Source organism: Marispirochaeta aestuarii, assembly GCF_002087085.1.
Lineage (GTDB): Bacteria > Spirochaetota > Spirochaetia > JC444 > Marispirochaetaceae > Marispirochaeta > Marispirochaeta aestuarii.
Window position 1 is genome coordinate 45,456 of the sequence record NZ_MWQY01000005.1, and the last position, 22,871, is coordinate 68,326.

At 54.8% G+C, this 22,871-nt stretch carries 18 protein-coding genes; 7 read left to right on the forward strand and 11 right to left on the reverse strand.

Annotated elements, in window-relative coordinates; genetic code table 11:
- Position 1: 1 nt before the first annotated feature.
- The 3 genes from dinB to B4O97_RS05455 are packed head-to-tail and all read right to left on the reverse strand — an operon-like array spanning position 2 to position 5,754.
- Complete coding sequence (dinB, locus tag B4O97_RS05445; RefSeq protein ID WP_083049015.1) at positions 2 to 1,180, reverse strand: DNA polymerase IV; 1,179 nt, start codon at positions 1,178 to 1,180, stop codon at positions 2 to 4.
- Positions 1,181 to 1,199: 19 nt separating this feature from the next.
- Positions 1,200 to 3,515: a HEAT repeat domain-containing protein gene (locus B4O97_RS05450; RefSeq protein ID WP_083049017.1), complete on the reverse strand. Its 2,316-nt coding sequence runs from the start codon at positions 3,513 to 3,515 to the stop codon at positions 1,200 to 1,202.
- Positions 3,516 to 3,537: 22 nt separating this feature from the next.
- Positions 3,538 to 5,754 carry a hypothetical protein gene (locus B4O97_RS05455; RefSeq protein WP_143305553.1) on the reverse strand — a complete coding sequence of 739 codons (2,217 nt, stop codon included), beginning with the start codon at positions 5,752 to 5,754 and terminating at the stop codon, positions 3,538 to 3,540.
- 54 nt (positions 5,755 to 5,808) lie between these two features.
- Here B4O97_RS05455 and B4O97_RS05460 point away from each other — a divergent pair, with 54 nt between their 5' ends.
- Entirely contained in the window at positions 5,809 to 6,318 is a 510-nt protein-coding gene (locus tag B4O97_RS05460) for a nitroreductase family protein (RefSeq protein ID WP_083049020.1), read from the forward strand.
- A gap of 2 nt (positions 6,319 to 6,320) precedes the next feature.
- On the opposite strand, the gene B4O97_RS05465 is transcribed toward B4O97_RS05460, so the two are convergent.
- The 3 genes from B4O97_RS05465 to B4O97_RS05475 all read right to left on the reverse strand — a co-directional run bounded on the left by B4O97_RS05465 (position 6,321) and on the right by B4O97_RS05475 (position 9,377).
- Positions 6,321 to 7,433: a D-alanine--D-alanine ligase family protein gene (locus tag B4O97_RS05465; protein ID WP_083049022.1), complete on the reverse strand. Its 1,113-nt coding sequence runs from the start codon at positions 7,431 to 7,433 to the stop codon at positions 6,321 to 6,323.
- Positions 7,434 to 7,530: 97 nt separating this feature from the next.
- Positions 7,531 to 7,848 carry an MGMT family protein gene (locus B4O97_RS05470; RefSeq protein ID WP_083049024.1) on the reverse strand — a complete coding sequence of 106 codons (318 nt, stop codon included), beginning with the start codon at positions 7,846 to 7,848 and terminating at the stop codon, positions 7,531 to 7,533.
- Entirely contained in the window at positions 7,845 to 9,377 is a 1,533-nt protein-coding gene (locus B4O97_RS05475) for a UDP-N-acetylmuramoyl-L-alanyl-D-glutamate--2,6-diaminopimelate ligase (RefSeq protein WP_233142943.1), read from the reverse strand. Before B4O97_RS05475 ends, B4O97_RS05470 begins: the two co-directional genes overlap by 4 nt.
- A 135-nt stretch (positions 9,378 to 9,512) precedes the next feature.
- On the opposite strand from B4O97_RS05475, the gene queD reads away from it, so the two are divergent.
- Positions 9,513 to 9,878, forward strand: a complete 366-nt coding sequence (queD, locus tag B4O97_RS05480; RefSeq protein WP_083049025.1) for a 6-carboxytetrahydropterin synthase QueD — start codon at positions 9,513 to 9,515, stop codon at positions 9,876 to 9,878.
- Between the two features lie 4 nt (positions 9,879 to 9,882).
- Positions 9,883 to 11,553 (forward strand): DNA adenine methylase, encoded by a 1,671-nt coding sequence (locus B4O97_RS05485; RefSeq protein ID WP_083049027.1) that lies wholly within the window; start codon positions 9,883 to 9,885, stop codon positions 11,551 to 11,553.
- Here the strand turns inward: B4O97_RS05485 and B4O97_RS05490 are convergent.
- The 3 genes from B4O97_RS05490 to hflK all read right to left on the reverse strand — a co-directional run bounded on the left by B4O97_RS05490 (position 11,543) and on the right by hflK (position 14,024).
- Positions 11,543 to 11,950: a rhodanese-like domain-containing protein gene (locus B4O97_RS05490; protein WP_083049028.1), complete on the reverse strand. Its 408-nt coding sequence runs from the start codon at positions 11,948 to 11,950 to the stop codon at positions 11,543 to 11,545. The two genes, B4O97_RS05485 and B4O97_RS05490, sit on opposite strands and share 11 nt — an antisense overlap.
- A 90-nt stretch (positions 11,951 to 12,040) precedes the next feature.
- On the reverse strand, positions 12,041 to 13,045 hold the full coding sequence (hflC, locus tag B4O97_RS05495; protein ID WP_083049030.1) for a protease modulator HflC: 1,005 nt from the start codon (positions 13,043 to 13,045) through the stop codon (positions 12,041 to 12,043).
- A 1-nt stretch (position 13,046) separates the two neighbouring features.
- The gene (hflK, locus tag B4O97_RS05500; protein ID WP_083049031.1) at positions 13,047 to 14,024 is read right to left on the reverse strand and encodes an FtsH protease activity modulator HflK; all 978 of its coding nucleotides are present in this window, start codon (positions 14,022 to 14,024) and stop codon (positions 13,047 to 13,049) included.
- Between the two features lie 165 nt (positions 14,025 to 14,189).
- Between hflK and metG the strand changes: the two genes are divergently transcribed.
- Both metG and B4O97_RS05510 read left to right on the forward strand, forming a co-directional pair.
- A complete protein-coding gene (metG, locus tag B4O97_RS05505) occupies positions 14,190 to 16,370 on the forward strand; it encodes a methionine--tRNA ligase (RefSeq protein ID WP_083049033.1) in 2,181 nt (726 codons plus the stop codon).
- A gap of 2 nt (positions 16,371 to 16,372) precedes the next feature.
- The gene (locus tag B4O97_RS05510) at positions 16,373 to 17,374 is read left to right on the forward strand and encodes a lipid II:glycine glycyltransferase FemX (protein WP_233142945.1); all 1,002 of its coding nucleotides are present in this window, start codon (positions 16,373 to 16,375) and stop codon (positions 17,372 to 17,374) included.
- On the opposite strand, the gene murD is transcribed toward B4O97_RS05510, so the two are convergent.
- Together murD and B4O97_RS05520 are read right to left on the reverse strand one after the other, a co-directional pair.
- Positions 17,375 to 18,787: a UDP-N-acetylmuramoyl-L-alanine--D-glutamate ligase gene (gene murD, locus B4O97_RS05515; RefSeq protein ID WP_233142948.1), complete on the reverse strand. Its 1,413-nt coding sequence runs from the start codon at positions 18,785 to 18,787 to the stop codon at positions 17,375 to 17,377.
- Entirely contained in the window at positions 18,771 to 19,733 is a 963-nt protein-coding gene (locus B4O97_RS05520) for a hypothetical protein (protein WP_143305555.1), read from the reverse strand. Before B4O97_RS05520 ends, murD begins: the two co-directional genes overlap by 17 nt.
- 348 nt (positions 19,734 to 20,081) lie before the next feature.
- Here B4O97_RS05520 and B4O97_RS05525 point away from each other — a divergent pair, with 348 nt between their 5' ends.
- Together B4O97_RS05525 and dxs are read left to right on the forward strand one after the other, a co-directional pair.
- Positions 20,082 to 20,861 (forward strand): flagellar basal body L-ring protein FlgH, encoded by a 780-nt coding sequence (locus B4O97_RS05525; protein WP_083049037.1) that lies wholly within the window; start codon positions 20,082 to 20,084, stop codon positions 20,859 to 20,861.
- A gap of 33 nt (positions 20,862 to 20,894) precedes the next feature.
- Positions 20,895 to 22,835, forward strand: a complete 1,941-nt coding sequence (gene dxs, locus B4O97_RS05530; protein WP_083049040.1) for a 1-deoxy-D-xylulose-5-phosphate synthase — start codon at positions 20,895 to 20,897, stop codon at positions 22,833 to 22,835.
- Positions 22,836 to 22,871 lie beyond the last annotated feature (36 nt).

The following is a 22,871-nucleotide window of genomic DNA, read 5'->3' on the forward strand; positions in this document are numbered from 1 at the left end:
ATCAGCTCCGCTTTTTCGGATGCAGCAGCCGTGCTTTGACCAGGGCGTCCTCGGTGTGCCTGTCCCGGATCATGACCACCGCCTCTTCCACCCGTTTCTTCCTGTTCTGGGGGTCCTCGAAGAGGTCCCCCTGCCTGGCGGCATGTACGGGTTCTATATTAGAGAGGCCCACACCTATAAGCCGTACCTCCCGGCCCTTTGACCAGCGTTTGGCGAAGAGTTTCAGGACCTCTCCATAGAGCTCCTCCGCCGAAACCACGGGAGATACAAGGGTCGTCTGGGCTGTGGTGGTTGAAAAGTCGGCAAAGCGCAGCTTAAGGACAACCGTTTTACCCGTAAAGCCTTCCCGCATCATCCTGAACATTACCTGGTGACTCAAATCCAAAAGGCCGGCCTTGAGCCCCTCTTCGTCGGCGGTATCCCGGCCGAAGGTCGTTTCGGTACTGAGGGAGCGGGATTTCGGCTCCTGCGAAAAGATACCCGGATCCCTGCCGTGTACCGCGTCCCACAGGAATTCCGCGGCTCCGGCACCAAGCTGACGTTTAAGGATTCCCAGGGGATACATCCTCAGAGAGGGAATGTCCCGGATATTCAGTTCTTCCAGACGCTGACGCCCCTTGGCGCCCAGCCCCCAGAGGTCCTTCAGCGGGAGCTGATCGAGGAAGGCCTCTTCTTCTCCTTTAACAACCTGGTACATTCCGTCGGGTTTCCGGAAATCACTGGCCAGCTTTGCCAGGTATTTGTTCCAGGCAATACCGATGGAGACGCTGAGCCCGGTCTGCCGCCGGACCTCCGCCTTGAGTTTCTCCGCAGCCTGAATGGGAGTGCCGTAGAGCCGACGTGTACCGCTCATGTCAAGGAAGGCTTCGTCCACGGAGATTTGCTGAACAATGGGAGAGAAGTCGGCGAAAATTTCCATTATCCGCAGCGAAACCTCGTGATATCGTTCCATGCGGGGCCGCAGATAGACTCCGTCGGGGCAGCGCCGGTAGGCCTCCGAAATGGGCATGGCGGAGCGCACGCCAAAACGCCGGGCCGCATAGGAGCAGGCGGAGACAACTCCCCGATGACCGGGGAGCGCCCCGATAATAACCGCTTTGTCCTTCAGTTCCGGATTATCATGCTCTTCCACCGAGGCGTAGAAGGCATCGAGATCGACGTGGAAAATAACCGGTTCCATACCGCCTGTCTGTAGTGTCCTATAAACCCCGGGAATAACTCATAAGGAGAGCCTCCAGGACCGTACGTATCTGCTGGTTCTCTTCCCGTTTCAGTCTCCGGTTGATCAGGGGTTCCAGAGTGTCCGGGTCTCCCTCCTCCAAAAAGGGAATCAGGAGTTCGTTGATATCTTCATCCGCTGACAGGTCGAAAAGGACCTCCCAGGCATCGTCGCTGTCGCTTTTTACCAGGGCATAGACAATGTCCCGTTTCAGCTCCCGGCCGGGTTCCTCCTCCAGCAGCGACCTGGCAGCTGATCCGGTTTCCGGGGAAGACATGTCTCCCAGGGCCTTGAGAGCGGCGATACGCACCGGAAGGGAGGCTCCTTCGCCGTTACCGGCGATTTCCGCCAGGGTGTTTTCCACTCCCGGGGATGAAGCCCCGATGCTGTGAAGGGCCTTCACTGCCTCCTCCTTCAGGCTCTGGTCCTGTTCGCCCCTGGCGACAAGAAAAAGAACGGAACGTACCTCGTCGTTGATGGTTCCCAGGGCACCAAGTCCCCGGAGGGCATACAGACGCAGTATTGAGTATTTTGTTCCCCGCATTTTAGCCACAGTAGAGAAGGTCTGCCACAGCAGCATGCTGGGGTGGTCTTCTCCGGCTTTTACCAGTGCCCTGAGGGCATTGATGCGCACCTCAAGGGGTTCAGTCTCGCTGGTAACGAGCTTCTGCAGGGCTGTCTGGACACGGAGGTTTCCGGAGACCCCTATCCGGTAGAGTCCCCAGGTGGCGTTCTTGCGTACCTGAGGAGAAGACGAGGTCAGCAGGCTGAAGAAGGTATTCACCGCCGAAGGGTCGGCGAGCTCAGCGAGCAGCGAGGAGGCCTCCTTCAGGTAGAGTTCATCCTTGGATGCAGCAATTCCCCGGGCCAGTGAGCTTGCGACCACCTGGGCATTCTGCGCGTACAGGACTTTCATTGCATCCCTGGCGCTTTCCCGGGTCTCCCGCTCAGGATCTCCCAGATATTCCTGGATATTTACCGCCCCCCGGACCCCGTCGGGATGCTGCCCCAGGGCCTTGATGACCTCACCGGTCATATCGGGACTGAGGTTCCCTTCCCGAAGCAGTCCCACCATCGTGGGGACCGTGGAGGGATGATTTATATGGTGGGCGGAACGCACGGCAGCCAATACCACCTTCGTATCTCTGTCGTTCTTCATGGCATTGAGTACCTGTACCGAGGATGCCTGATCGGCATAGAAAGAGAGCCCCCGGATGGCAATGGTCCTGAAGGAGGGATCAGGATTTTCCAGATACTCCGTCAACAGGGTTGAAATTCTACGGTCAGTGTATCCTCCGGCGGCCATATCGCTGAGACTTCCCAGGATTTCCTGTTCTTTTTCCGTACTGATTTCAGACTCTTCACTCTTGAGAATATCGAGCAGGGTATCCGCGCTCTCTTTTCCGCCGATCTTTCCCAGTGCCCGTATGCACTCAAGGGCCTCGGCATCGCCGGTCTCTTCACTTTTCAGCTTTTCCAGCAGGATCTGCTGGGCGTCGGGGGTCCCGATATTGCCCAGGGCACGGATCGCTTCCCTGGAAAAGGTGTCCCGCTGCAGCAGGTCGATCAGGTAGGGAACGGCGGCGTCGGATTTCAGTTTTCCCAGGGTCAGGACAGCAATGAGGGAGCGTTCGGGATTATCCGCCCTCTGCGGCATGGTTGCGTTTATCAGGGTGCTTTCGAAAATTGCGTAGTCCTCGGGTAAAAGGTTTTCCGGGAGAGGATAGCCCCTGTCGAGCAGGGTAAAGAGCTCGTCCCTGGCTTCGACAAAATCGGATTCCGCCTGACGCCACTCCTTCTGGTAGGCAAGGTTCAGCCGGGATATAAGGTCTTCCATGGTGTCCAGGGCCTTGCGGCGGGCAGAGGGAGAAAGGTACAGCCCGTCCTCTCCCATGGCTTCCCGCTCCCTGATAAGGGCGCTGATTCGGGTGCGATAGTTTATTGTAAGGATTTCCGGAATCGCGCCCTGGGGATCATCAAGGGCGTCCCGTACAGAGCTCAGTTTAGCAAGAGGGAGATAACGGTAATTCTCAATCAGAAAATCGAAAATCTCCTGGACCTGAAGAATTTCATCCCGCAGCCGGGATTCCGGAACCAGTTCATCCATGTCTTCCAGACGATCCAGACTTCCGTTCTGATTCAGATCGATATAACCCTGGCGCAGTTCCGGAAAAATGGTACCCAGCCGGGAACCCAGGGTATTGTCCACTATTCGGGGAGCTGCAAAGGCGTTCTGGAGTCCCGGAACAAGGATAAAAAGAAAGATTATCTGGAGTATCTTCAGGGTATTTCTCATAGGCTCAATCCTAATTCAGAGATTACGGGGGTGTCAATTCAAATAAATTTATATCCTCCGAGTATTCCCGGGTGTGATGGACGCTGTAATCGCTTCCCATTACCCTGCGGTCTTCGAAGGGGCCGGAAAAAACAGCCCGTACGCGCATGGTCCGGACCGTTCCTGCAAGAAAGATTGTATCCAGTTCAAGGGGGACCGGCGGGTTCCGTCCAATATAAACACGGGCTCGTGTTCCGTCATCCGAGAGGGTATAGGGATACTGGATATCGTATATCAGGAAATCATCGGTACCGTGGAAGGTGATTTCGAGACTGTCCGGTTGTTTTTCGCTGGAAAAGGAGATCCTGAAGCGGTCCCGGTCCAGGAAACGCTCCAGGTTTATGGATGTGGTAAGCAGGGGAGTGTCGTAGCTGCTCTCAAAAACAGCTTTCCGGGTATTGAATACCAGATCCTGACTGCCATCTTCTTCAAAGAGCAGCAGGGAACGGATGGGTGCCGGACTTGAAACGCTGGTTACCCGCAGCATGCTTTCGGCTGAAATCTTTTCCGTTACCCGTACCGGCTGGGGGCTTGAACCGGAGTAGGGGTCGTACCCCAGGATGTAGAGAAAGCTGATAAAGCTTATGGAGAGAGTGATAATGCCGGCGTTAATGAGGATCCTTTTCTGTGTGCTCATGGAAGGATGACGAAAAAGAAAATCCAGACGAATAAGCATCAGGAGATAGGGCAGTATCAGCAGGGAGAGAAACAGGTTTCCCCACAGAGGTGAAAGAAGCAGATATTCAATCACCCTGGTCGCCTGTTCCGCGAAGACGTTATGGAAAACCAGCAGCACCGGAACGGTGGAGAGAACAAGCATCAGGGTCTTAATCAGCCGTGAAGGGACAATGCTGAAGAGAAAGGAGAACCCGAAGGCCCACAGCAGGGGAGCCGTCATGGAGATGTCGAGACTGGTCAGAATCATAATCGAGAACATGAAAAACAGCAGGGCAGAGGATGTATAGAAGGATGAGCTGTGAGAAAAGGGCAGCCGGCGCAGGAGTCCGAAGAGAAGAAAAAAAAGCACCATGGCTACACCGCTTTTGATGAGGAAGGCGGTAAAAGGTGTGTATTGCCATATGGTCGGAAAATCCCGCACAATAAGGAGCCCCTTGAGGGCATAGGTCCCGATGAGCAGAAACAGGAAAATCAGGGACAGCAGAACCGGGATCGCCCATATATTTCGGCGAATTGTCCGTAAATAGCGCTGGAACCGGCGGGTCCGGAAAAACGGGTATCCCAGGGGCAGAATTATTACCCCCAGCAGAAAGGTTATATACTCACCTTCACCAATGGAAAAAGGGGCCCCCAGTACATCAAAGTAGAGGTAGTGCCGATCCCAGACCTGCGAAAATCCTCCGGAGTTTTCCTCCATAAAAAAGAAGAAAAATGAAAAAAAACTGGTGATCCACCGGATGGTATTCTTTGCTTCCGGAGCAGCCTCTCCCTGCAGGGTGATGCCGGGATACCCGGCCTGCAGGTACGGATTGATCCGGGTCGGACTGTGCCACATTCCAAGTCGATGAATCTGGTTTTCATTGTTCTCAAAATGATAGGCTAGCCCGGACCCCTCCAGGGATGCGATAGTCCTCCCGACAAGCCAGTAGGGGGCGACAATGCCCTCTCCTCCCGCCTGGATCAGGATCTCATCGGGAATACCCTTCAGATCCAGATAGAGAAAAGCCTGCGGTTCTTCGGGAAAAAAATCCGAAAGAAAATTTTCGGAACCGAGCTGAACTTCCTTTTCTCCGCTGAACTCGGCCCCCAGAAAGATAATTCTCAAACCGATGGGAAGCTCCCTGTTATAAAATTCCCGCGTCAGGGCAAGTCCCAGGGCCAGGTTGATTGAGCCATCCGCTCCGGGTGTACTGCTTCGAGACTGGTCCACGGGGACCAGGATGTTCAGGGTGTCCGGTTTTTCTCCCGGAATCTCGACAAGCAGGGAAGATGAGAAGGAGTGAGCGTTGTGAAGGTGCGTCAGGGGATTCCGGGTATAGTCGATCCTGTTGTCGTCAAGTACCGACTCTATATAGAAAAAAGCCGCATTTTCGCCTTTGGCCCCTTCCAGTCTTGGGTAGAGGCTGTTAAAATAGGTGAGATCGTTGAGGATCTCCCCCATGGGGGTTCGAATAATGCTTTGACCTGGTAAGGTATATGCCAGTAACAGGAGAAAAACGATCGTTGAAAGAGAACGTTTCATCTGCGAAGTAGCATACGGAAAATTGATTTCAATGGTCAAGAGAGAGGATCCGATATGACCCTGCTTCCCCATATAGAACACCGCGTTACCATCCGGAATTTTACCGGCGAGCCGGTGGTCCAGAAAAGTCTAGACGCAATTCTGGAAGCCGCCCGCCTTTCTCCTTCAGCCAAAAATCGCCAGCCCTGGCGCTTCGTAGTAATACAGGACAGCGAGGTTCTCAGGCAGATTCAGGATGCCGCCTACAATGAACCCCATGTCTCCTCCGCGCCTGTTCTTATAGCGGCCTGTACCACTAACGTAGATTACCGCATGCCCAACGGGCAGGTTTCCTATCCCATAGACATAGCCACTGCTGTGGCCTTCATGATGATCCAGGCGGAGGAGGAGAAGCTGGGAAGTTCAATTGTAACTACCTTCGACGAGACCCTGGTCAAGGAGATCCTTTCGGTACCCCATTCAATGCGGGTCGTGATGCTTCTTGCCCTGGGGCATCCAGAACATCGGCCGCTGCGTCCTCCCAGAAGAGCAGCGGATCAGATAGTCTCCTATAACCACTGGTAGCCCTAGACTGATCCGCCCGGGTTCATGATGGAATAGACGCATCGGCTTCTCTTTTCGAAGCGCTCCCTGCCCAGTTCAATCATTTCCCGAATCAGCTCTGAATAGGGGAGACCTCCGGCCTCGCACATTCGGGGGAACATGCTGATGCTGGTAAATCCCGGTATGGTATTGATCTCGTTCAGGAATATTCCGCCCCTGTCACGATCCACAAAAAAATCGACCCGTGCCATGCCTTCGACTCCGGCGGTCCTGTAGGCTTCCTCGGCAATCCGGCGCACTTCGGCAGCCGTTTCATCGTCAATGTCCGCCGGGAGCAGGAGGGCAGCGCCGTCGGGATCGATGTACTTCGCCTCGTAGTCGTAAAAACTGTGGCTGGGGAGGATCTCCCCCGGCGGAAAGCTGCGGGTATGAAAATTGCCGATTACCGAACACTCGATCTCCCGGCCGTTGACTGCGGGCTCCACCAGGGCGGCGGTGTCATACCGGAGGGCATCCTCGAGGGCCGTATTCAAAGCATCCCAGCCTTCCACCCTGGAAACTCCAACGGAGGAGCCGGCCCGTACAGGTTTTATAAAGAGGGGCGGGGTAAAGCTGTCCTTAAGCTGTTTCAGTTTTTCATCCCAGAGATCGGAGGAGGAGAACGCATCCCCATCAACCCTGATAAAGGGGACAACCGGCAGTCCCCGGGCAGCCCAGATTTCCTTGGCAGCAGCCTTGTCCATGGATAGGGAACTGCCAAGGATCCCGGCACCCACATAGGGCAGATTGCAGATTTCCAGGAGCCCCTGGACGGTGCCGTCTTCTCCGTTTGTACCATGGAGGACCGGAAAGACGACATCTATATCCAGCTGCCGTCCTTTGCAGATGAGGCCGGTTCCGGGAAGGGCGGATACCAGGGCTTCCTCATCTTCTGCAAGGGGCAGAATCTCGGTATCCCCGGGGATGTCTGTTTCAGGCTGCAGGTACCAGCGGCCGTCCCTGCTTATACCAATTAAAAGAGGTACATAGATGCTGCGGTCGATATGATGGTACACCGAACAGGCGGAGCGGAGGGAAACCTCGTGCTCACCGGATTTACCACCGTACAGAATAGCAATAACCTCTTTTTTTGACATTCCAAGTACCTCCTGATGTATGAGAACCTGTAATAAAATGATACATGATCCCGTGAATAAATCCTACCACGGAAGAGAAAGCCGGGTAAACACGGTTTCAGCTGTTCTGCATTTTTCGGGGGTTCCATCGATACGTGAGCATATCTACCCGGCCGGCTGGGGCCGGGACGCCTTCGGCTTCCAGCAGGGAGATCTGTTCCTCCCGGCCATCCCCGGATCTGAGGGCTATGCACCCGTCAACCCTGAGAACCCGGTGCCAGGGAAGGTCGTACTTTCGGCTGGATGAACGCAGAATCCACACAACTCCCCGGGCTCCCCGGGGATTCCCCGCCATTATGGCGATCTGCCCGTAGCTCGCGACACTGCCCCGGGGAATGGAGCGGACAATATCGATGACCGCGGAGCTGAAACTCATCTATAACCCAAACCTTCGAGGGCATCGATCAGGGCCTGTTCTTCGTCCCAGGGGCGGGGACCATCGGCATAGATAATGGAACCTTCGTGACCCTTGCCAAGGCAGACCAGGAGGTCCCCGGACTTCGCCATGGTACAGGCCCGGGAGATCGCCTCCCTGCGGTCGGGAATGAGGAAGAGGTTCTCCCCCCGGGCTTTTCCCTCGCAGCCTGCGGCGATCTCTTCAAGAATGGAGACCGGGTCTTCCCCCCGGGGATCTTCGTCGCAGAGAAAGACCATGTCGCAGTACTGCGAGGCGATGCGTCCCTGAATCGCTCGCTTTTCACGGTCCCGCTCTCCCGCTGAGCCGAAGAGGGCGATCAGGCGTCCCCGGCAGCGTTCCCTGAGCAGGGGAAGGAGCTTTTCAAAGGCTCCGGGACTGTGGGCGTAATCGACCAGAGCGCTAAAGGGCTGACCCCTGCGGACCGCCTGCATCCTACCCCGGACCGCCTGAAGCCCGGGAAGGAGGGGAATGAGCTCTTCCAGGGGTTTTCTCAGCATCTCTCCAGCCGCGATGAGGGCGGCAAGGGCGTTGTCCACGTTAAAGAGTCCCTGGAGCCTGAGAAAGCAGGGCCGGCTTTCTCCCTGATGGTGCAGGCTGAAGCGTATACCTTCTTCGTCTTCATGAATGTCCGCGGCCCTGTAGTCGGCTTCCGGAGTATTGCTTCCATAGAGTACGACCCGGCTTCCTTCGGCGGCTTCCACAAACCTGGGCAGATAGTGTTCCGCCGCGGGAAGTACCGCCGTGGGTCCGACGGAATGACTTTCCGACAGGGAGGCCATAAGCCGGGACTTGTCCTTTACATACTGCTCCATGGTTCCGTGGAACTCCAGGTGTTCGTGACTGATGTTTGTCAGAATCCCCAGGTTGAAATCAACATCCCCCAGGCGGTTATTCCGGGGAGAGAGTCCATGGGACGTGGCTTCCACGACCGCGTAGTCGCAGCCCCGGTCAGCCATTTCCCGGAGCAGACGATGGACCTCCGGCGGTTCCGGGGTGGACTGACGAAAAGCGTTCTTGCTCAGTTCCTCGCCGTTGTGAAACTCAACGGTGGAAAGGAAACCGCAGCGGAAACCGGCGGCGGCAATAAGCTGGCGAAGATACGATACGGTGGAACTTTTGCCGTCCGTCCCGGTAACCCCTGCGACTATCATCTGTCGTGACGGGTGTTCGTAAAAAGCCGCTGCCATGGAGGACATGCTGGTTCTGGAATTCTCCACCCGGAGATAGCAGATTTCCGGGTCATATGAATCAAGGGGGCTGCTGTGAACTATAACCCGGGCACCCATTTCTATGGCCCTGGGAATGTAGCTGTGGCCGTCGGTATGAACCCCGGGGAGGGCGAAAAAGAGGAAGTCCTCTTCCACTTCCCGGGAATCATAGGCCATCCCCCGGACCTCAGGATTTTCCGGGCCCCGGCTGTCGAGGATGTTGTCAGGAGATACGAAGTCTGATACTCTTTTTTTGGCTCTTGCAGTGGGATTTTTCACGACTTTACAGACTCCTTTTTACACGAATCCGACCAGGGAATTTTGTACAGTCTAACCCGGAGATGCGTCGACGGACAAGCGGCGCGAATTAAGAAGCACAGGTGCCACAAATAGAGTTCAGAGGCCAGAAACAGGATGTATCAGTTACGAATCAACGGAGACTTCGCCGCCGCTCATTTCCTGAAAAATTATCACGGAAAATGCGAGAACCTTCACGGCCACAACTACAAGGTCCGGGTATATCTTTCCGGGAGCCGGCTCGATGCCGGTGGAATGCTCATCGACTTCGGTATAGTAAAAGGCCACTTAAAGGAAGTCCTTGCCGGTCTGGACCACAGCAATCTGAACGAGCACCCCTTTTTCAGTTCCGGGAACCCCAGCGCCGAACTTATTGCCCGCTACATCTATGAAGAGATGGCCCCCAGAATACCCTCTGTTCATCTGGACAGGGTGGAAGTATTTGAAACCGAGAACAATGTAGCCTCCTATCTGCCGGACTGATCTGATGCCCGCGGCGGACCTTTCTTCGGACTATCTTAAACGACAGCTGATCGCCTATATAGGAAACAAGAGGCGGCTTCTGCCCTCTCTGCACCGGCTCTTTCTGCGTCTGGAGGACCGGCACCCCATACACGACATGCTGGACCCCTTTGCCGGAAGCGGCGCCGTGTCGCGTCTCGGCCGCGCCATGGGGTACCGGGTTCATGCAAACGACTGGGAGGAGTACAGCAGGATAATAAACCGGGTGTATCTGAGACTCACACCCGCAGGGTCTGCCGGTCTCTTTTCCCGTTACGGAGGTCTCGAGAAGCTCCTTGCCCGGCTGAATACCGATACAGCGGAAGCCGGGGAGACCTGTTTTTCCCTGTACTACGCCCCCCGGTCTACGGAAAACGCGGATTATCGCACCGAGCGGCTCTTCTATACCCGGGAAAATGCCCTGTTCATTGACCGGGTACGGAGCTGGATTGAACGGGAGTATCCGATCGAGGAGATGGATGACGGGAAGAGTCTGGATGAACGGGAACTTCTGATCGCTCTGCTCCTTTACGAGGCGGCAACCCACGCCAATACCTCCGGGGTATTCAAAGCCTTCCACAAGGGCTTCGGCGGTCATGGCTCCGATGCCCTCAAACGTATCATGGCCCCCATGAAACTTGAGTGTCCTGTGCTCATCGAGGGGCCCGAAGGAGAGGTCGGTTCCAGCGATGCGGCCGAATGGGTCCGCGGCAAAAGCGCAGATCTCTGTTACCTGGATCCGCCATATACCATTCACCAGTACGGAAGTAATTATCATATTCTGAATACCCTTGCCCGCTGGGACCGGCCGGAGGTTCCCCTGGAACTGGGAAAAGACGGGCGTCTGAAACGAAAGGCGGGCATCCGTGAAGACTGGGTACGGACCCGGAGCGCCTACTGCATAAAAAAAACAGCTGCGGCTGCTCTCAAGAATCTGCTCGCCGGAACCGACTCCCGCTACATTGTTCTGAGCTATAACAGCGACGGCATAATCTCCTTCGACGAGCTTTGTGATCTTCTATCCGAGAGAGGCCGCCTCTCTGTTTTTGCCGATGATTACGTTCAGTACCGGGGAGGCAGGCAGGGGCTGAACAGAAGGAACCTCACAACCGAGTTTCAGCTCGTGGTGGAGAGTACCGGGAGACACTCTTCCCGGGACACGGAAAAGATCCGCCGGTTTATCAGAATGCAGGAGCTTGGACAGCTGCTGCAGGGAGGATTTCATCCCGGACGACTTGAAGAGACGGGACTCGTAAAGGGGGGAGTACTTCTTCTTGGAAGCGTCGGAAAAGTTGCAGTTCCTGTCAGGGGCGGATTCAAACCGGATTTGTCTGCCCTTGGCCGGAAGGATTTTCATTACCTCGACGATGATGAGCTGGAAACATGCCTGGGGCTCCTTAAATCTGCTTCTTTTACGGACAACCTGGAGGAGGCTGAGGTACTGCTTTCCCTGGTTGACGGATCAGGGGAGAATAACGGAGAACTCCGCTTCCTGGAGGAGCGCTTTTTTCTGCTTCTTAAAAAGCTGGCCCATAAAAAATATCGTGATATTTACAAAGATATTTATTCCCGGGCTTTAAAAATCATGTCAGGCGAAAGGGCTCTTGAAAAACTTCGAGCCCTTAACGAGGTAGCCCTGCGGCGTTTCAGCGGTTGAGCCCATAAGGCCAGCGGTTTATCCCGCCGAAGTCGACGACATTCGTGTACCCCTCTTTATGAAGCAGCCTCGCTGCCTGGGACGATCTGTTGCCGGATCGGCAGTAGAGGATTATCAGGGAATCCCGGGACGTCTCGGGAAGGTTTTCTCCGAGAATCTGAAGCGGCAGGTTTTGTGCTGTGGGGATATATCCGGAAGAATATTCCGATGGGGTACGTACATCCAGCAGCAGATAGGAAGAATCCTGGTCATCGACGAGCTGCTTAAGGTTTTCAGGATCCCTGTAGGGAGAATCCCTGGAACCTTCCCGGGGATATAAGGACAGCAACGTAAAAGAGACGAGTATCGCGAGAGCGATATAAAGTATTATCCGCTTTTTTTCCAGTCTGTATTCCATGGGATAAATATAATAAAAACACTAATATATGTGGAGAAAAAAATACCCGGCAGCCTGACGGCATACCGGGTATCCTTCAATTCAGGGGTTCTATTCTCCGTCCTGATCGTAGAGGTACCTGAAGTATTCCATATCGGTTGTCAGGGTCTTGTTGAACTTGTTCATGGTATTCCGGTAACTCTCCAGGGATCGCCAGAATATGGCGAACTCCTCGTCGGCGCTGTAGGCGTCGGCGTAGATCTGGGCGGCCTGACGGTCGGCGTTACCTTTAACTGTCTCCGCCTCGGTGTAGGCCCGGGAGAGGATTGTACGCTTTTCGTTGTCCAGCTTACCGAGCCAGAAGGCCTTCTGACCTTCTCCCCGGGAGCGGAATTCCTGGGCCTTCTGGTTCCGTTCAGCGATCATTCTGTTGTAGACGCTTTCGGTAAGGTCGTCGGAGTAGCGGATCTGCCGGATAACGATATCGATCAGCTCGATTCCGTACTGGGGGGTTACCTGGGCGGCGGCGTCAAGCATCTCCTCGGAGAGCATGTTTCGTCCCTTGTTTACCGCGGGATAGGTCTTGTTGGCGTCGATGATAGCCGGGCTGTCCTCGTCGGGCAGTTCCTCGGTTTTTTCTCCTTCCGTTTCCGCCGTCACACGGACGACCTCGCTGCGGTCGATCTCGTTGATCACGTTGCTGTTCCGTACCGCTTCAAAAAGGGGATTATCGGCGATAACCGTCCGAATCGAAGAGTCGATAACCTCGTCCAGACGGGCGAAGGCCTGGTTCATGGAGGTTACGGATTCGTAGAAGAGGGTCGGATCAGAGATCTCCCACCTGGCGGTGGCGTCTACCCAGATAAACTGGTTTTCCGCCGTCGGCAGGCGCTGGGCGTCTCCGTCCCAGGAGAGAATCTTCTTGGGGTATTTGACCACCGTATCGATAAGGGGCATCTTGAACTTCAGCCCCGCATCCCTGGCAGTGGAAACAATGGCACCAAAACGGGTTACCACCGCCTGCTCTCCCTCGGTGAGTATATAGAAGGGGCCCAGGGCCACGAAGACCACCAGAAGTACAGCTACTACTATCAGTACAGTTGCAAGTCGTTTCATATCAAAGTCCTCCCTGTCCCTGGAGGTTCTTCAGGGGTAGAAAGTTCTCCAGATTGCGGTCGATAAGATCGGATCCCGGGTCGTTGCCGAAGACGTCCTCGATCATCTCGATGTAGAGCCTGGAACGGGTTACGTCCGGGTTCCGGCGGTACTCCTGCAGTACCGAGCTGAAGCGGGCCACATCTCCCTGGGCCCGGTTGACCTTCTCCGCAGCGTATCCCTGGGCTTCCTGTACGAGCTGCTGTGCCTGTCCCTTGGCCTTGGGGATCTCCTTGTTGTACTGCTCCCGGCCTTCGTTTATAAGACGCTCCATGTCCTGGATGGCCTTGTTGACATCCTCGAAGGCGTCCTGAACCGAACCGGCGGGGGGAACGATGTTCCGCAGCTTGACGGTGGTTATGTTGATGCCGAGGCCGTAGCTTTCCAGTATACTGTTCATGGTTTCCTGGGCCCGGATCTCGATGTTGGTTCGCTCCGATCCGATTACGTCAAAGATGGTCCGGTCTCCCACCAGACGGTTGACGATGGACTGGGAGATGTCCCGAATTGTCCGTTTTGGTTCCTGAACATTAAAGAGCCATGCCCGGGGATCGACAATCCTGTACTGAATAGTCCATTCCACATCCACGATATTGAGGTCCCCGGTGAGCATGATGGACTCCTCGGGAAAATCCGCTTTGGAATAAACTGAGGCGACTCCGGCCCTTTCTGTACGGAAACCGAACTGCTCGGTCTGGATTACCTGGGTGGGAACATTGTAGTTGCGTTCGATGCCGAAGGGCAGCTTGAACTGCAGCCCCGGCCCGGTGATTGTTTTGAAATTTCCCAGAAAGAGAGTCACCGCCTGCTCTGTCTGGTCGACAACGTAGAAACTCGACATGACGGTACCGGCGATTATTAGTACCACAATCGCCAGTATTATCATTTTCGGCCGCACCGGAAAGGGAAAGCCCTTCGGTGTCTGGTCACGGTCCGACATAAGACCTCCTGTTAATCTTACTGAACGCATCGATCCCTGTGTGGATGCGCCGTATCTGGTTAAGGGTACTTCCCTGTGCATCGAGCGTCAAGGGAGATCACCCGGAAGCTTCGGATATCCCCTTTCTCTTGCAACAGCGGCAATTATTCCATATAGTGATGAGCTATGAAGAAGAGACTGATCACCTCGGCACTGCCCTATGTTAACAATATTCCCCATCTCGGCAACCTTATACAGGTTCTGTCGGCGGACGTTTTTGCCCGTTTCTGCCGGCTCAAGGGCTACGAAACCCTCTATGTCTGCGGAACCGATGAGTACGGAACCGCCACCGAGACCAGGGCACTGGAGGAAGGAGTCTCTCCCAAGGAGCTGTGCGACCGCTATTTTGTTATCCACGACGATATCTACAAATGGTTCAACATCGCCTTTGACAAGTTCGGCCGCACTTCCACCCCGGAACAGACCGATATTGTCCAGTCCATCTTCAGGGGCTGCGACCGGCAGGGCTACATAAAAGAAGGCAGCATCGAACAGCTCTACTGTACGAGCTGTCAGCGCTTTCTGGCGGATCGCTTTGTCCGGGGAACCTGTCCCCACTGCGGCTATGATGATGCCCGGGGAGATCAGTGCGAAAACTGCGGCAAACTGCTTGACCCGACGGACCTGGTAAAACCCCGCTGCGGTACCTGCGGCGCGGAACCCGAGGTGAGGGTGACCCATCACCTCTATCTCGATCTTCCCGCCATACTTCCGAAACTCCAGAACTGGATGACCGAGGCTTCGGTCCAGGGTTTCTGGGCCCGCAATGCTGTTCAGATGACCAACTCCTGGATCCGGGACGGCCTCAAGGAACGGGCCATAACCCGGGACCTGAAGTGGGGAATCCCGGTCCCTAAAAAGGGCTATGAAGACAAGGTCTTCTATGTCTGGTTCGACGCCCCCATCGGCTACATATCCATAACCGCGACCCTGACGGCGGAGTGGGAAACGTGGTGGAAAAACCCGGAAAACGTGGAGCTTTTCCAGTTCATCGGCAAGGACAACATCCCCTTTCATACGGTTATTTTTCCTTCATCCCTGCTGGGAAGCGGTGAAAACTGGACCCTCCTGCACCACATGTCATCCACCGAGTATCTGAACTACGAGAGCGGTAAGTTCTCCAAGAGCAAGGGGATCGGCGTTTTCGGTACCGACGCCAAGGAAACGGGAATCCCCGCGGATGTATGGCGCTTCTATATATACTATAATCGCCCCGAAAAGGCGGATGCCCTCTTTACCTGGAAGGATTTTCAGGAGAAGGTGAATGGAGAGTTGATCGGCAACCTGGGCAACCTGGTAAACCGGACCCTCACCTTTGTGAACCGTTTCTATGACGGAAAACTTCCGGAGGCCGAACCGGACGCAGAGTTCTGGAAACAGGTGGCAGTGCATGAAGAGAAGATTACCGCCCATCTTGAGCGGGCGGAGCTGCGGGATGCTTTCCGGGAAATTTTCGCCCTCTCCTCCATGGGAAACAAGGCCTTCCAGGACGGAGAGCCCTGGCGGACCCGCAAGGAGGCTCCGGAAGAGGCTGCCCGGCTTCTCAGGGACCTGACTTTCCTTATCCGCGATCTGGCGGTACTGATTTCCCCCTATATTCCGGAAACCTCGGATAGAATTGCCGGCTGGCTTGGAATGGACGCGATAAGCTGGGATACCCTGGGCCGGGCCGACGGTATAACGGCCATCGCGAAGCCGGAAATCCTTTTTCAGCGTCTTGAGGATGATTTCATCGAAGGCTTACGGGAACGCTTCGCCGGCAGCCAGGCAGAGAGGGAAGCCGCCAGAAAGGAAAATCAGGAGAAGTCCGAAGCTTCGCCGGAGGATTTTTTCCGGGAACGTCTTGACCTGCGGGTTGCACGGATCGAAACAGTCGAGCAGCACCCCGACGCCGACAAGCTCTACGTTCTTCAGCTGAAGCTGGGGGAGGAGGAGCGGCAGATAGTCTCCGGTCTTGTGGACCATTACAGTATCGAGGATCTGACAGGCCGACACATCGTACTTGTCTACAACCTGAAACCTGCAAAACTCCGGGGGATAAAGAGCGAAGGAATGCTCCTGGCCGCCTCTACGGAGGGGGAAAAGGAGCTGGAGGTCCTCTTTCTGCCGGAGGTCGCACCGGGGACCCGTCTTTCCCTGGATGGAGAGGCTGCCGCGGCGGAGGGAGCAAAGCGGATCAGCATCGACGACTTTTTCTCCACCCCCATGCGGGTTGAAGATAACACGGTAATGATCGGTTCCACCGCGGTGGCAGCCGACGGAACACCTGTCCGCACAAAAAATCTCGCCAGGGGGAGCGTAGGCTGATTATGCCCGGGGCGATGATGGAAACGGTTTCTCTTGACGAACTCGACGGGTACGACAACCTGCTGCAGTCAGGCTACTGGGGAAGGGTAAAGGAGAGCTTCGGCTGGACACCCTTTGCCTTCAGTTTTAACGATCAGCCCCTGCTGGTTCTCGTGCGGCGCCTGCCCTTTGGGCAGGGTATAGCCTACGTACCCCATGGTCCCGTCAACGAGGTGGAGCCCCATTTTTTCGCCCTCTTTGCACGGAACATGATTCCCTCCCTGCCGGACTATGTAAGCTTTATCCGTTTTGATCTCCCCTGGCAGATATCTGCTGCAGAGGAGAGAAAAGGCTACCTCAAATCCCCTTTTAAAAAAGCCCCCGTTGATGTGCAGCCTCCCGACACAGTGGTCCTCTCTCTGAAGGAGAGCGAGGAGGATATTCTTGCGGGAATGAAAAAGAAGACCCGCTACAATATACGGCTGGCGGGCAAAAAAGGGGTTTCCGTTCGCAGCGGCAGCATAAAGGACCTGGAAACCTGGTACGACATCTATCGGGAGACCGCCGGGCGGGACGGCATCAGCATCCACTCCCTGGACTATTACCGCAGGGTTTTCCAGGAAGGACTGAAACGCAAGAACCCCTCTGTTCGTCTTCTTCTAGCGGAGCTTGAGGGGGAGGTTATCGCCGGGAACATCGTTGTTCTCCATGGAAAATCATCCACCTACCTCTACGGCGCCTCCCGGTCGGTACACAGGAACTGCATGCCCACCTATCTGCTGCAGTGGGAAGCGATCCGCCTTGCAAAACAGCACGGCTGTGAAAGCTACGATCTCTATGGAATCCCGCCCTATGAAGACGAGGACCATCCCATGAGCGGGCTCTACCGGTTTAAAACGGGATTCGGCGGCCGGATAATAAACCGTGCGGGCTGCTGGGATTTTCCCGTTCGCCCGGGCGCCTATACACTCTACCGAGCAGCGGAGAAGGCCAGAAACTTCTACTATAAACGTCTTCGCCGCTGATCAGAGTCCGCCCGTCCCGGCAAGACTGCGGACATAGTCCCTGAAAAGGTCTCCCCGGTGAAACTCGTTTCTGAACATCCCGAAGGAAGCGCATCCCGGCGAAAGCAGTACCACATCCCCCGGACGGGCCTCTGCCCGCACCTGCATAAGGGCTTCCTCCAGGGATTCAAAGGGTCCCCGATGCCTGATACCGGCTTCTTCCGCCGCAGCTTCAAAACGGGGCGTTGCGTTTCCTTTCAATAAATAAAGCCCCGCCACCCTGCGCAGGGCATCGGAAAAGCCGGTAAAATCCAGTTCCTTGTCCGTACCTCCGGCAATCAGCCGTACGGGAGCATCAAAGCTGGCAATTGCAGCAGCCGCAGCCTCAGGGATTGTGGCGGCGCTGTCGTTTACATACAGTACGCCGTCGATTCGGGCCACCTCTTCCAGACGGTGGGGAATGCCGTGAAAATCCGCAAGTCCGGACTTGATGGTTTCCACCGGAACCCCGGAGGATGCGAGCATTACCGCTGCGGCCAGCAGGTTGAGCCGGTTGTGAGCGCCGGGAACTGCAAGAGTTTCCGGCAGGATTTCCACTTCCTTGCCCTCCCTGCGCAGGAATCCCCTGGTCCCTTTAAGAAAACCACCCTCCAGCGCTGCGGGAAGTTGATTATTGGAAAAGTAGAGGACCCTGGCTCGGGACTCCCCGGCATATTTCCGTCCGTAAGGGTCGTCATAGTTGAAAACCGATACATCGTTACTGTCCTGATTGGAAAATATCAGGGCCTTGTCGGCAACATAATCCTCGAAGCTGTCATAACGGTTCTGGTGATCATGCATTATGTTGGTGATCATGCTGTACCGGGGCTTCAATACCTCCCGGGGAAGACAGTCCGCCAGCTGCCAGGAAGAGAGCTCCAGAACCACCGGTGCATCCTTCTCTTTGAGGCTGCCGTTTATCATATCCCTGAGCAGGAAATTCAGGGGACTGATGGTGATGTTTCCTCCCAGGTCGGTTTCGCTTTTGATTGTCGACAGAACATGGTGCACCGCGCTGGCCGTAGTAGACTTACCCTTGGTCCCGGTTATGGCGAAGACTTCGCGGCCGCTGAGGCCCAGGAAAACAGCGATATCGCTGCTCACGTGGTGTGCGGCCTTCAGGTATTCCGAACCCGAGGGTACCGCCGGGTTCTTTATGACCAGATCGGCTCCGGAAAAGTCCTCCAGGCGATGTTCTCCCAGGCGATATTCGATTTCCAGGTTCTTCAGGTCGCTCAGGGAAGCGGAAAGTTCCTCGGAACTTCTCAGGTCGGTGACCAGCACCCGCGCTCCAAGGCTGGCGAAAAAACGGGCGGCTGCGGCACCGCCGCCGTGGAGTCCCAGACCCATAACGGTTATCCTCATGCCGGGAATATCTTCAAGTTGCAGATTCAAGCACAAACTCCTTCATGTCGTGTTCATTCAGATAGCGTTTAAAACGGATCTCCTTCCATAGGCCGTTCCAGACAGGCGGTATCCGTTCTTTCAGGGAGGTGAAAATCGGAAGCTCCGGACTGAAGGACTCTTTTTTCAGATGATTCTGTATCTCTTCTATCTCCGGCTCTATAAACTCGAGAGCCCTCTTCAGGCGGGGGACCCCCCGGCGTCGTCCTTCAGGATCGGGATCCAGAAGGGCATGACAGAGGGAACGGTATTTACAGGTAAAAGGGTAGTAGGGGTAAAGGCTGGTCTCCCGGGGAATGAACAGACGGGAAAAGAACTTCGTCAATTCATGATCGATCCATATGCCCTGGACAAAATAGCCCCTGCCGGTTTCTCCTATCCAGGTCTGGGAGATAATCTGTCTGACAATAAAACCGGTGACCCTTCGTTCGTCCAGGAGTATTTCATCCAGGGGGATCAGATCACAGTCCAGATAGATATTCCGGGTACGGTAACGAGGGGTACGGTCATTGCCGCCATGATCGATCATTTCGCCGTCATGAGTCCGAAAGCTCAGGTCCAGTCGTCCAAGATACAGAAATGAGAGCTTGTTGAGGCGGAAAACCTGAAAAAAACAGGGACGAAGGACTTCTGAGGCATCAAAATAGTAGCTGGTCTCATGGAAAAACCCGGGAATAAGGGGAAGCAATGCTTCAATTACCTGCCGTACAGGCGCAAGGTACTCCTCTTTCGGGGTGCTGCGGCGAATGTCATGATGGATGGGAATTCCTGGAACCTCGATTTCTTCGGGCAATTTAAGAAAAAATTCCTCGTTCTGGTTGAAATGCTGAGGCAGCACAAGGCTTTCGGATGATAAGGAACGGATCATTTCGTTGATCCGGGAATCAGTATACCGGACCGGTATTGTATTGACGGTGGTATCCACTGTGCACATCATACTGACATCCCGGGCGAAATTCAACAACAATAACAATTCCGGTAAAGCCTTCGGGGGGCCTTGACTTTGGCGTCGAATACCCTGCATACTCCTCATAACTTGTTTAGTATCTTAGGATTATGTATTGCATGATTCTCGAATGAGCGGGAATCCGGATACAAACCCAAACTAAAAGAGAAAGGAGCCGGTTGCTGTGCCTTGCGGACGAAAAAGAAAGCGACATAAGATTGCGACCCATAAGCGGAAAAAAAAGCTTCGGAAGAACCGACACAAGAAGAAATAACAAGGTTGACAAGGGATTGGCCGTCCGCAGGGATGCCAATCCCCGAACCTTGATGGTTCTCCCATATGAGACGTTTGACAGCCCTTCTATCAGCATTAATCCTTTGTACTGCCTTACTTGGTGCTGATAGTCTTGTACCCCCCGATTTCCCCGGCTATCTGAGCGCCGCCGGATCTCTGCAGGTTGGAGATCTGGTGGGGGTAAGAATAGATTCTGAAACTTCCATGACCTATACCTCATCTTTCAGCACCGCCGGAAGCGTTTCTCTTACCTTTACAGGAGGCGAGGGAGATGGACTTTTCAATTTTCTTCCTTCCGGCTCCAGTCAAAACCAGTCCACCGCAGACGGCGAAGAGGAAAGCATTCTGTCTACCCGGCTGGGGGCGCGTATTGTGCAGACCGGACCTTCCGGTGCCGTTTTCCTGCGGGGCAGCAGAGAAACGCGGATAGACCGGGCAGTTCAGCGTGTGGAAATAGAGGGCTGGGCAAATATTCGTGACCTGGACGAGGATGCTACAGTCGACTTCGATAAGCTGGCCGATTCGGTTCTGGTTTTCTCCAGTTTTATCCGCGGAGATGAACAGGTTATTACTGATACAGACCTTCAACGCCCGGAAGAGGCACAGGCTCCACCGGAAGAAGAAGCGGCGGCAGGGCAGGAGCTTCCACTGCTGCCGGAAGGCGAAGAGGTGCCGGAAGCCCTGAACGAAATACCTGCAGAAAATTTACCTGTGGAGACGCAGCAGACAGGAAGTGCGTATACCTTGTCCGAAGATACCCGCCGGAGACTGCTTCTTGAATATATAAATAATATGATATATCTGTTGTTTTCTCCTGCAGAATAGCAGTATCTTACAAAGTATGACTGGAGAAGCTGTATGGATGATTCCCTGTTAAATACAATAAACGGTCCTGAAGATCTTCGTAAGCTGGAAAAGAACAGTCTCCCCCGGCTTGCCCAGGAGATACGGGAACGCATTATAAGCGTTGTAAGCAGAAACGGCGGACATCTGGCCAGTAACCTTGGGGCTGTTGAGTTGAGCATGGCCCTGCACCTGGTTTTTGAATCACCGAAGGACAAGCTGATCTGGGATGTGGGACACCAGTGTTATACACACAAGCTCCTGACCGGCCGAAACAAAAGTTTTGACGGTATCCGTAAAAAAGACGGTATAAGCGGATTTCCAAAAAACAGCGAGAGTCGCCACGATATCGTGGAAACCGGGCATGCATCGACTTCCATCTCCGAGGCCCTGGGGGTTCTGACCGGTCAGGAAGTGGCAGGAGCTGACGGGGCAGTGGTCGCGGTAATAGGCGATGGTGCAATGACCGGAGGCATGGCCTTCGAGGCTTTGAATCATGCCGGCCATCTGAAAAAACAGCTGATAGTCGTACTGAACGACAACACCATGTCCATCAGCAAGAACGTCGGCGCCCTTACGGTCAGCGGTAAATGGCTTTTATCCAGTTATTTGAGCCGGCTCTTCGCTTCCAAGAGGTATCAGAGGCTGCGAGAAAAGTTTGACCAGGGAATAAAGGGACTTCCCCTTATCGGTATGAAGCTCTTTGATCTCAGTGTACGCATACGGAAGGGTTTCAAGGCGGTTCTCTATAAAGAGAGTATTTTTTCGGATCTCGGTTTTGAATACGTCGGACCCATCGACGGTCACAGCATAACAAAGCTGAAAGAGGTTTTTGAAGAGGTCAAAAAGATCGGCCGGCCGACGGTTGTCCATGTGGTAACCCAGAAGGGCAGAGGATACGAGCATGCCGAGGGTAACCCGACGCTTTTCCACGGGATTGCCCCCTTTACCGTCGAAGACGGAAAGCTGACCGAGAGGGCTTCCTACTCCTTCACAGCGGCTTTTTCCGACAGCATCCTGCGGAACGCCGAATCCGACAAGCGAATCACGGCTATAACTGCAGCCATGTCCAAGGGAACAGGTCTGCATGCCTTCCAGGAGCGCTTTCCTGATCGATTCTTTGATGTGGGAATTGCAGAGGAGCACGCAGTAGCTTTCGCGGCTGGACAGGCACGCTCCGGATGCCGTCCGGTTGTGGCCATCTATTCCACCTTTATGCAGCGCACCGTGGACCAGGTTATTCACGACATCGCCCTTCCCGGCCTTCCGGTCGTCATTGCCATGGACAGGGCAGGACTGGTCGGAGATGACGGTGAAACCCATCAGGGTATTTACGATATCGCCCTCTTCAAGGCTGTTCCCAATATGACGATCCTCGCTCCAGGCTGCAGGCAGGAGATGGCAGCCGCCATGGATTATGCTTTCAGACTGAACAGCCCCTGCATGCTCCGCTATCCCAAGGGAAGCGCCCTGGGATGGGAGGATCTTGCCGATCCCTGGGAGACCGGCAGAGGGAAGCTCATAAGTGAAGGACCATCCAATACTCTGCTGATAAGTCCCGGCAGTCTTCTGAAGGAGGCCCGTTCCGCCACGGCAGGACTTCGGGAAGAGGGAATCTACTGTGACATATACAATCTTCGCTTTATCAAGCCCCTGGACGAGGATTATCTTGCAGAGCTGCTTGATTCCTATTCCAACGTAATATGTATCGAAGATGCAGCCCGCATCGGCGGTATCGGTGAGACCCTGGCTTCCATCGTTCAGCAGCGCCAGCTGAACTGCGGTTTCGCATATTACGGTCTTCCGGATACCTTCTATGCCCAGGGGACCCGGGAGGAGCTGCTCGCGGAGTTCGGACTCGACGCGGCCGGGATAATCGGCCATATAAGAAAATCAGAAGAGTCAGAGCTCGCCCTCTACAGTTATAACCGCAAACAGAAAGCCGAGGGAGCCTGAAACGAAAAAAGGGGGCCGTAAGCGGCCCCCTTTGCA

Excerpts from the sequence above, each read along its gene's own strand:
- B4O97_RS05525 (WP_083049037.1), top strand. The coding sequence starts at position 20,082 with ATGAGACGTTTGACAGCCCTTCTATCAGCATTAATCCTTTGTACTGCC.
- B4O97_RS05520 (WP_143305555.1), bottom strand. The coding sequence starts at position 19,733 with ATGATGTGCACAGTGGATACCACCGTCAATACAATACCGGTCCGGTAT.
- B4O97_RS05455 (WP_143305553.1), bottom strand. The coding sequence starts at position 5,754 with ATGAAACGTTCTCTTTCAACGATCGTTTTTCTCCTGTTACTGGCATAT.
- B4O97_RS05465 (WP_083049022.1), bottom strand. The coding sequence starts at position 7,433 with ATGTCAAAAAAAGAGGTTATTGCTATTCTGTACGGTGGTAAATCCGGT.
- queD (WP_083049025.1), top strand. The coding sequence starts at position 9,513 with ATGTATCAGTTACGAATCAACGGAGACTTCGCCGCCGCTCATTTCCTG.
- B4O97_RS05470 (WP_083049024.1), bottom strand. The coding sequence starts at position 7,848 with ATGAGTTTCAGCTCCGCGGTCATCGATATTGTCCGCTCCATTCCCCGG.
- B4O97_RS05460 (WP_083049020.1), top strand. The coding sequence starts at position 5,809 with ATGACCCTGCTTCCCCATATAGAACACCGCGTTACCATCCGGAATTTT.
- metG (WP_083049033.1), top strand. The coding sequence starts at position 14,190 with ATGAAGAAGAGACTGATCACCTCGGCACTGCCCTATGTTAACAATATT.
- dinB (WP_083049015.1), bottom strand. The coding sequence starts at position 1,180 with ATGGAACCGGTTATTTTCCACGTCGATCTCGATGCCTTCTACGCCTCG.
- hflK (WP_083049031.1), bottom strand. The coding sequence starts at position 14,024 with ATGTCGGACCGTGACCAGACACCGAAGGGCTTTCCCTTTCCGGTGCGG.
- B4O97_RS05510 (WP_233142945.1), top strand. The coding sequence starts at position 16,373 with ATGCCCGGGGCGATGATGGAAACGGTTTCTCTTGACGAACTCGACGGG.
- B4O97_RS05450 (WP_083049017.1), bottom strand. The coding sequence starts at position 3,515 with ATGAGAAATACCCTGAAGATACTCCAGATAATCTTTCTTTTTATCCTT.
- hflC (WP_083049030.1), bottom strand. The coding sequence starts at position 13,045 with ATGAAACGACTTGCAACTGTACTGATAGTAGTAGCTGTACTTCTGGTG.
- dxs (WP_083049040.1), top strand. The coding sequence starts at position 20,895 with ATGGATGATTCCCTGTTAAATACAATAAACGGTCCTGAAGATCTTCGT.
- B4O97_RS05490 (WP_083049028.1), bottom strand. The coding sequence starts at position 11,950 with ATGGAATACAGACTGGAAAAAAAGCGGATAATACTTTATATCGCTCTC.
- B4O97_RS05485 (WP_083049027.1), top strand. The coding sequence starts at position 9,883 with ATGCCCGCGGCGGACCTTTCTTCGGACTATCTTAAACGACAGCTGATC.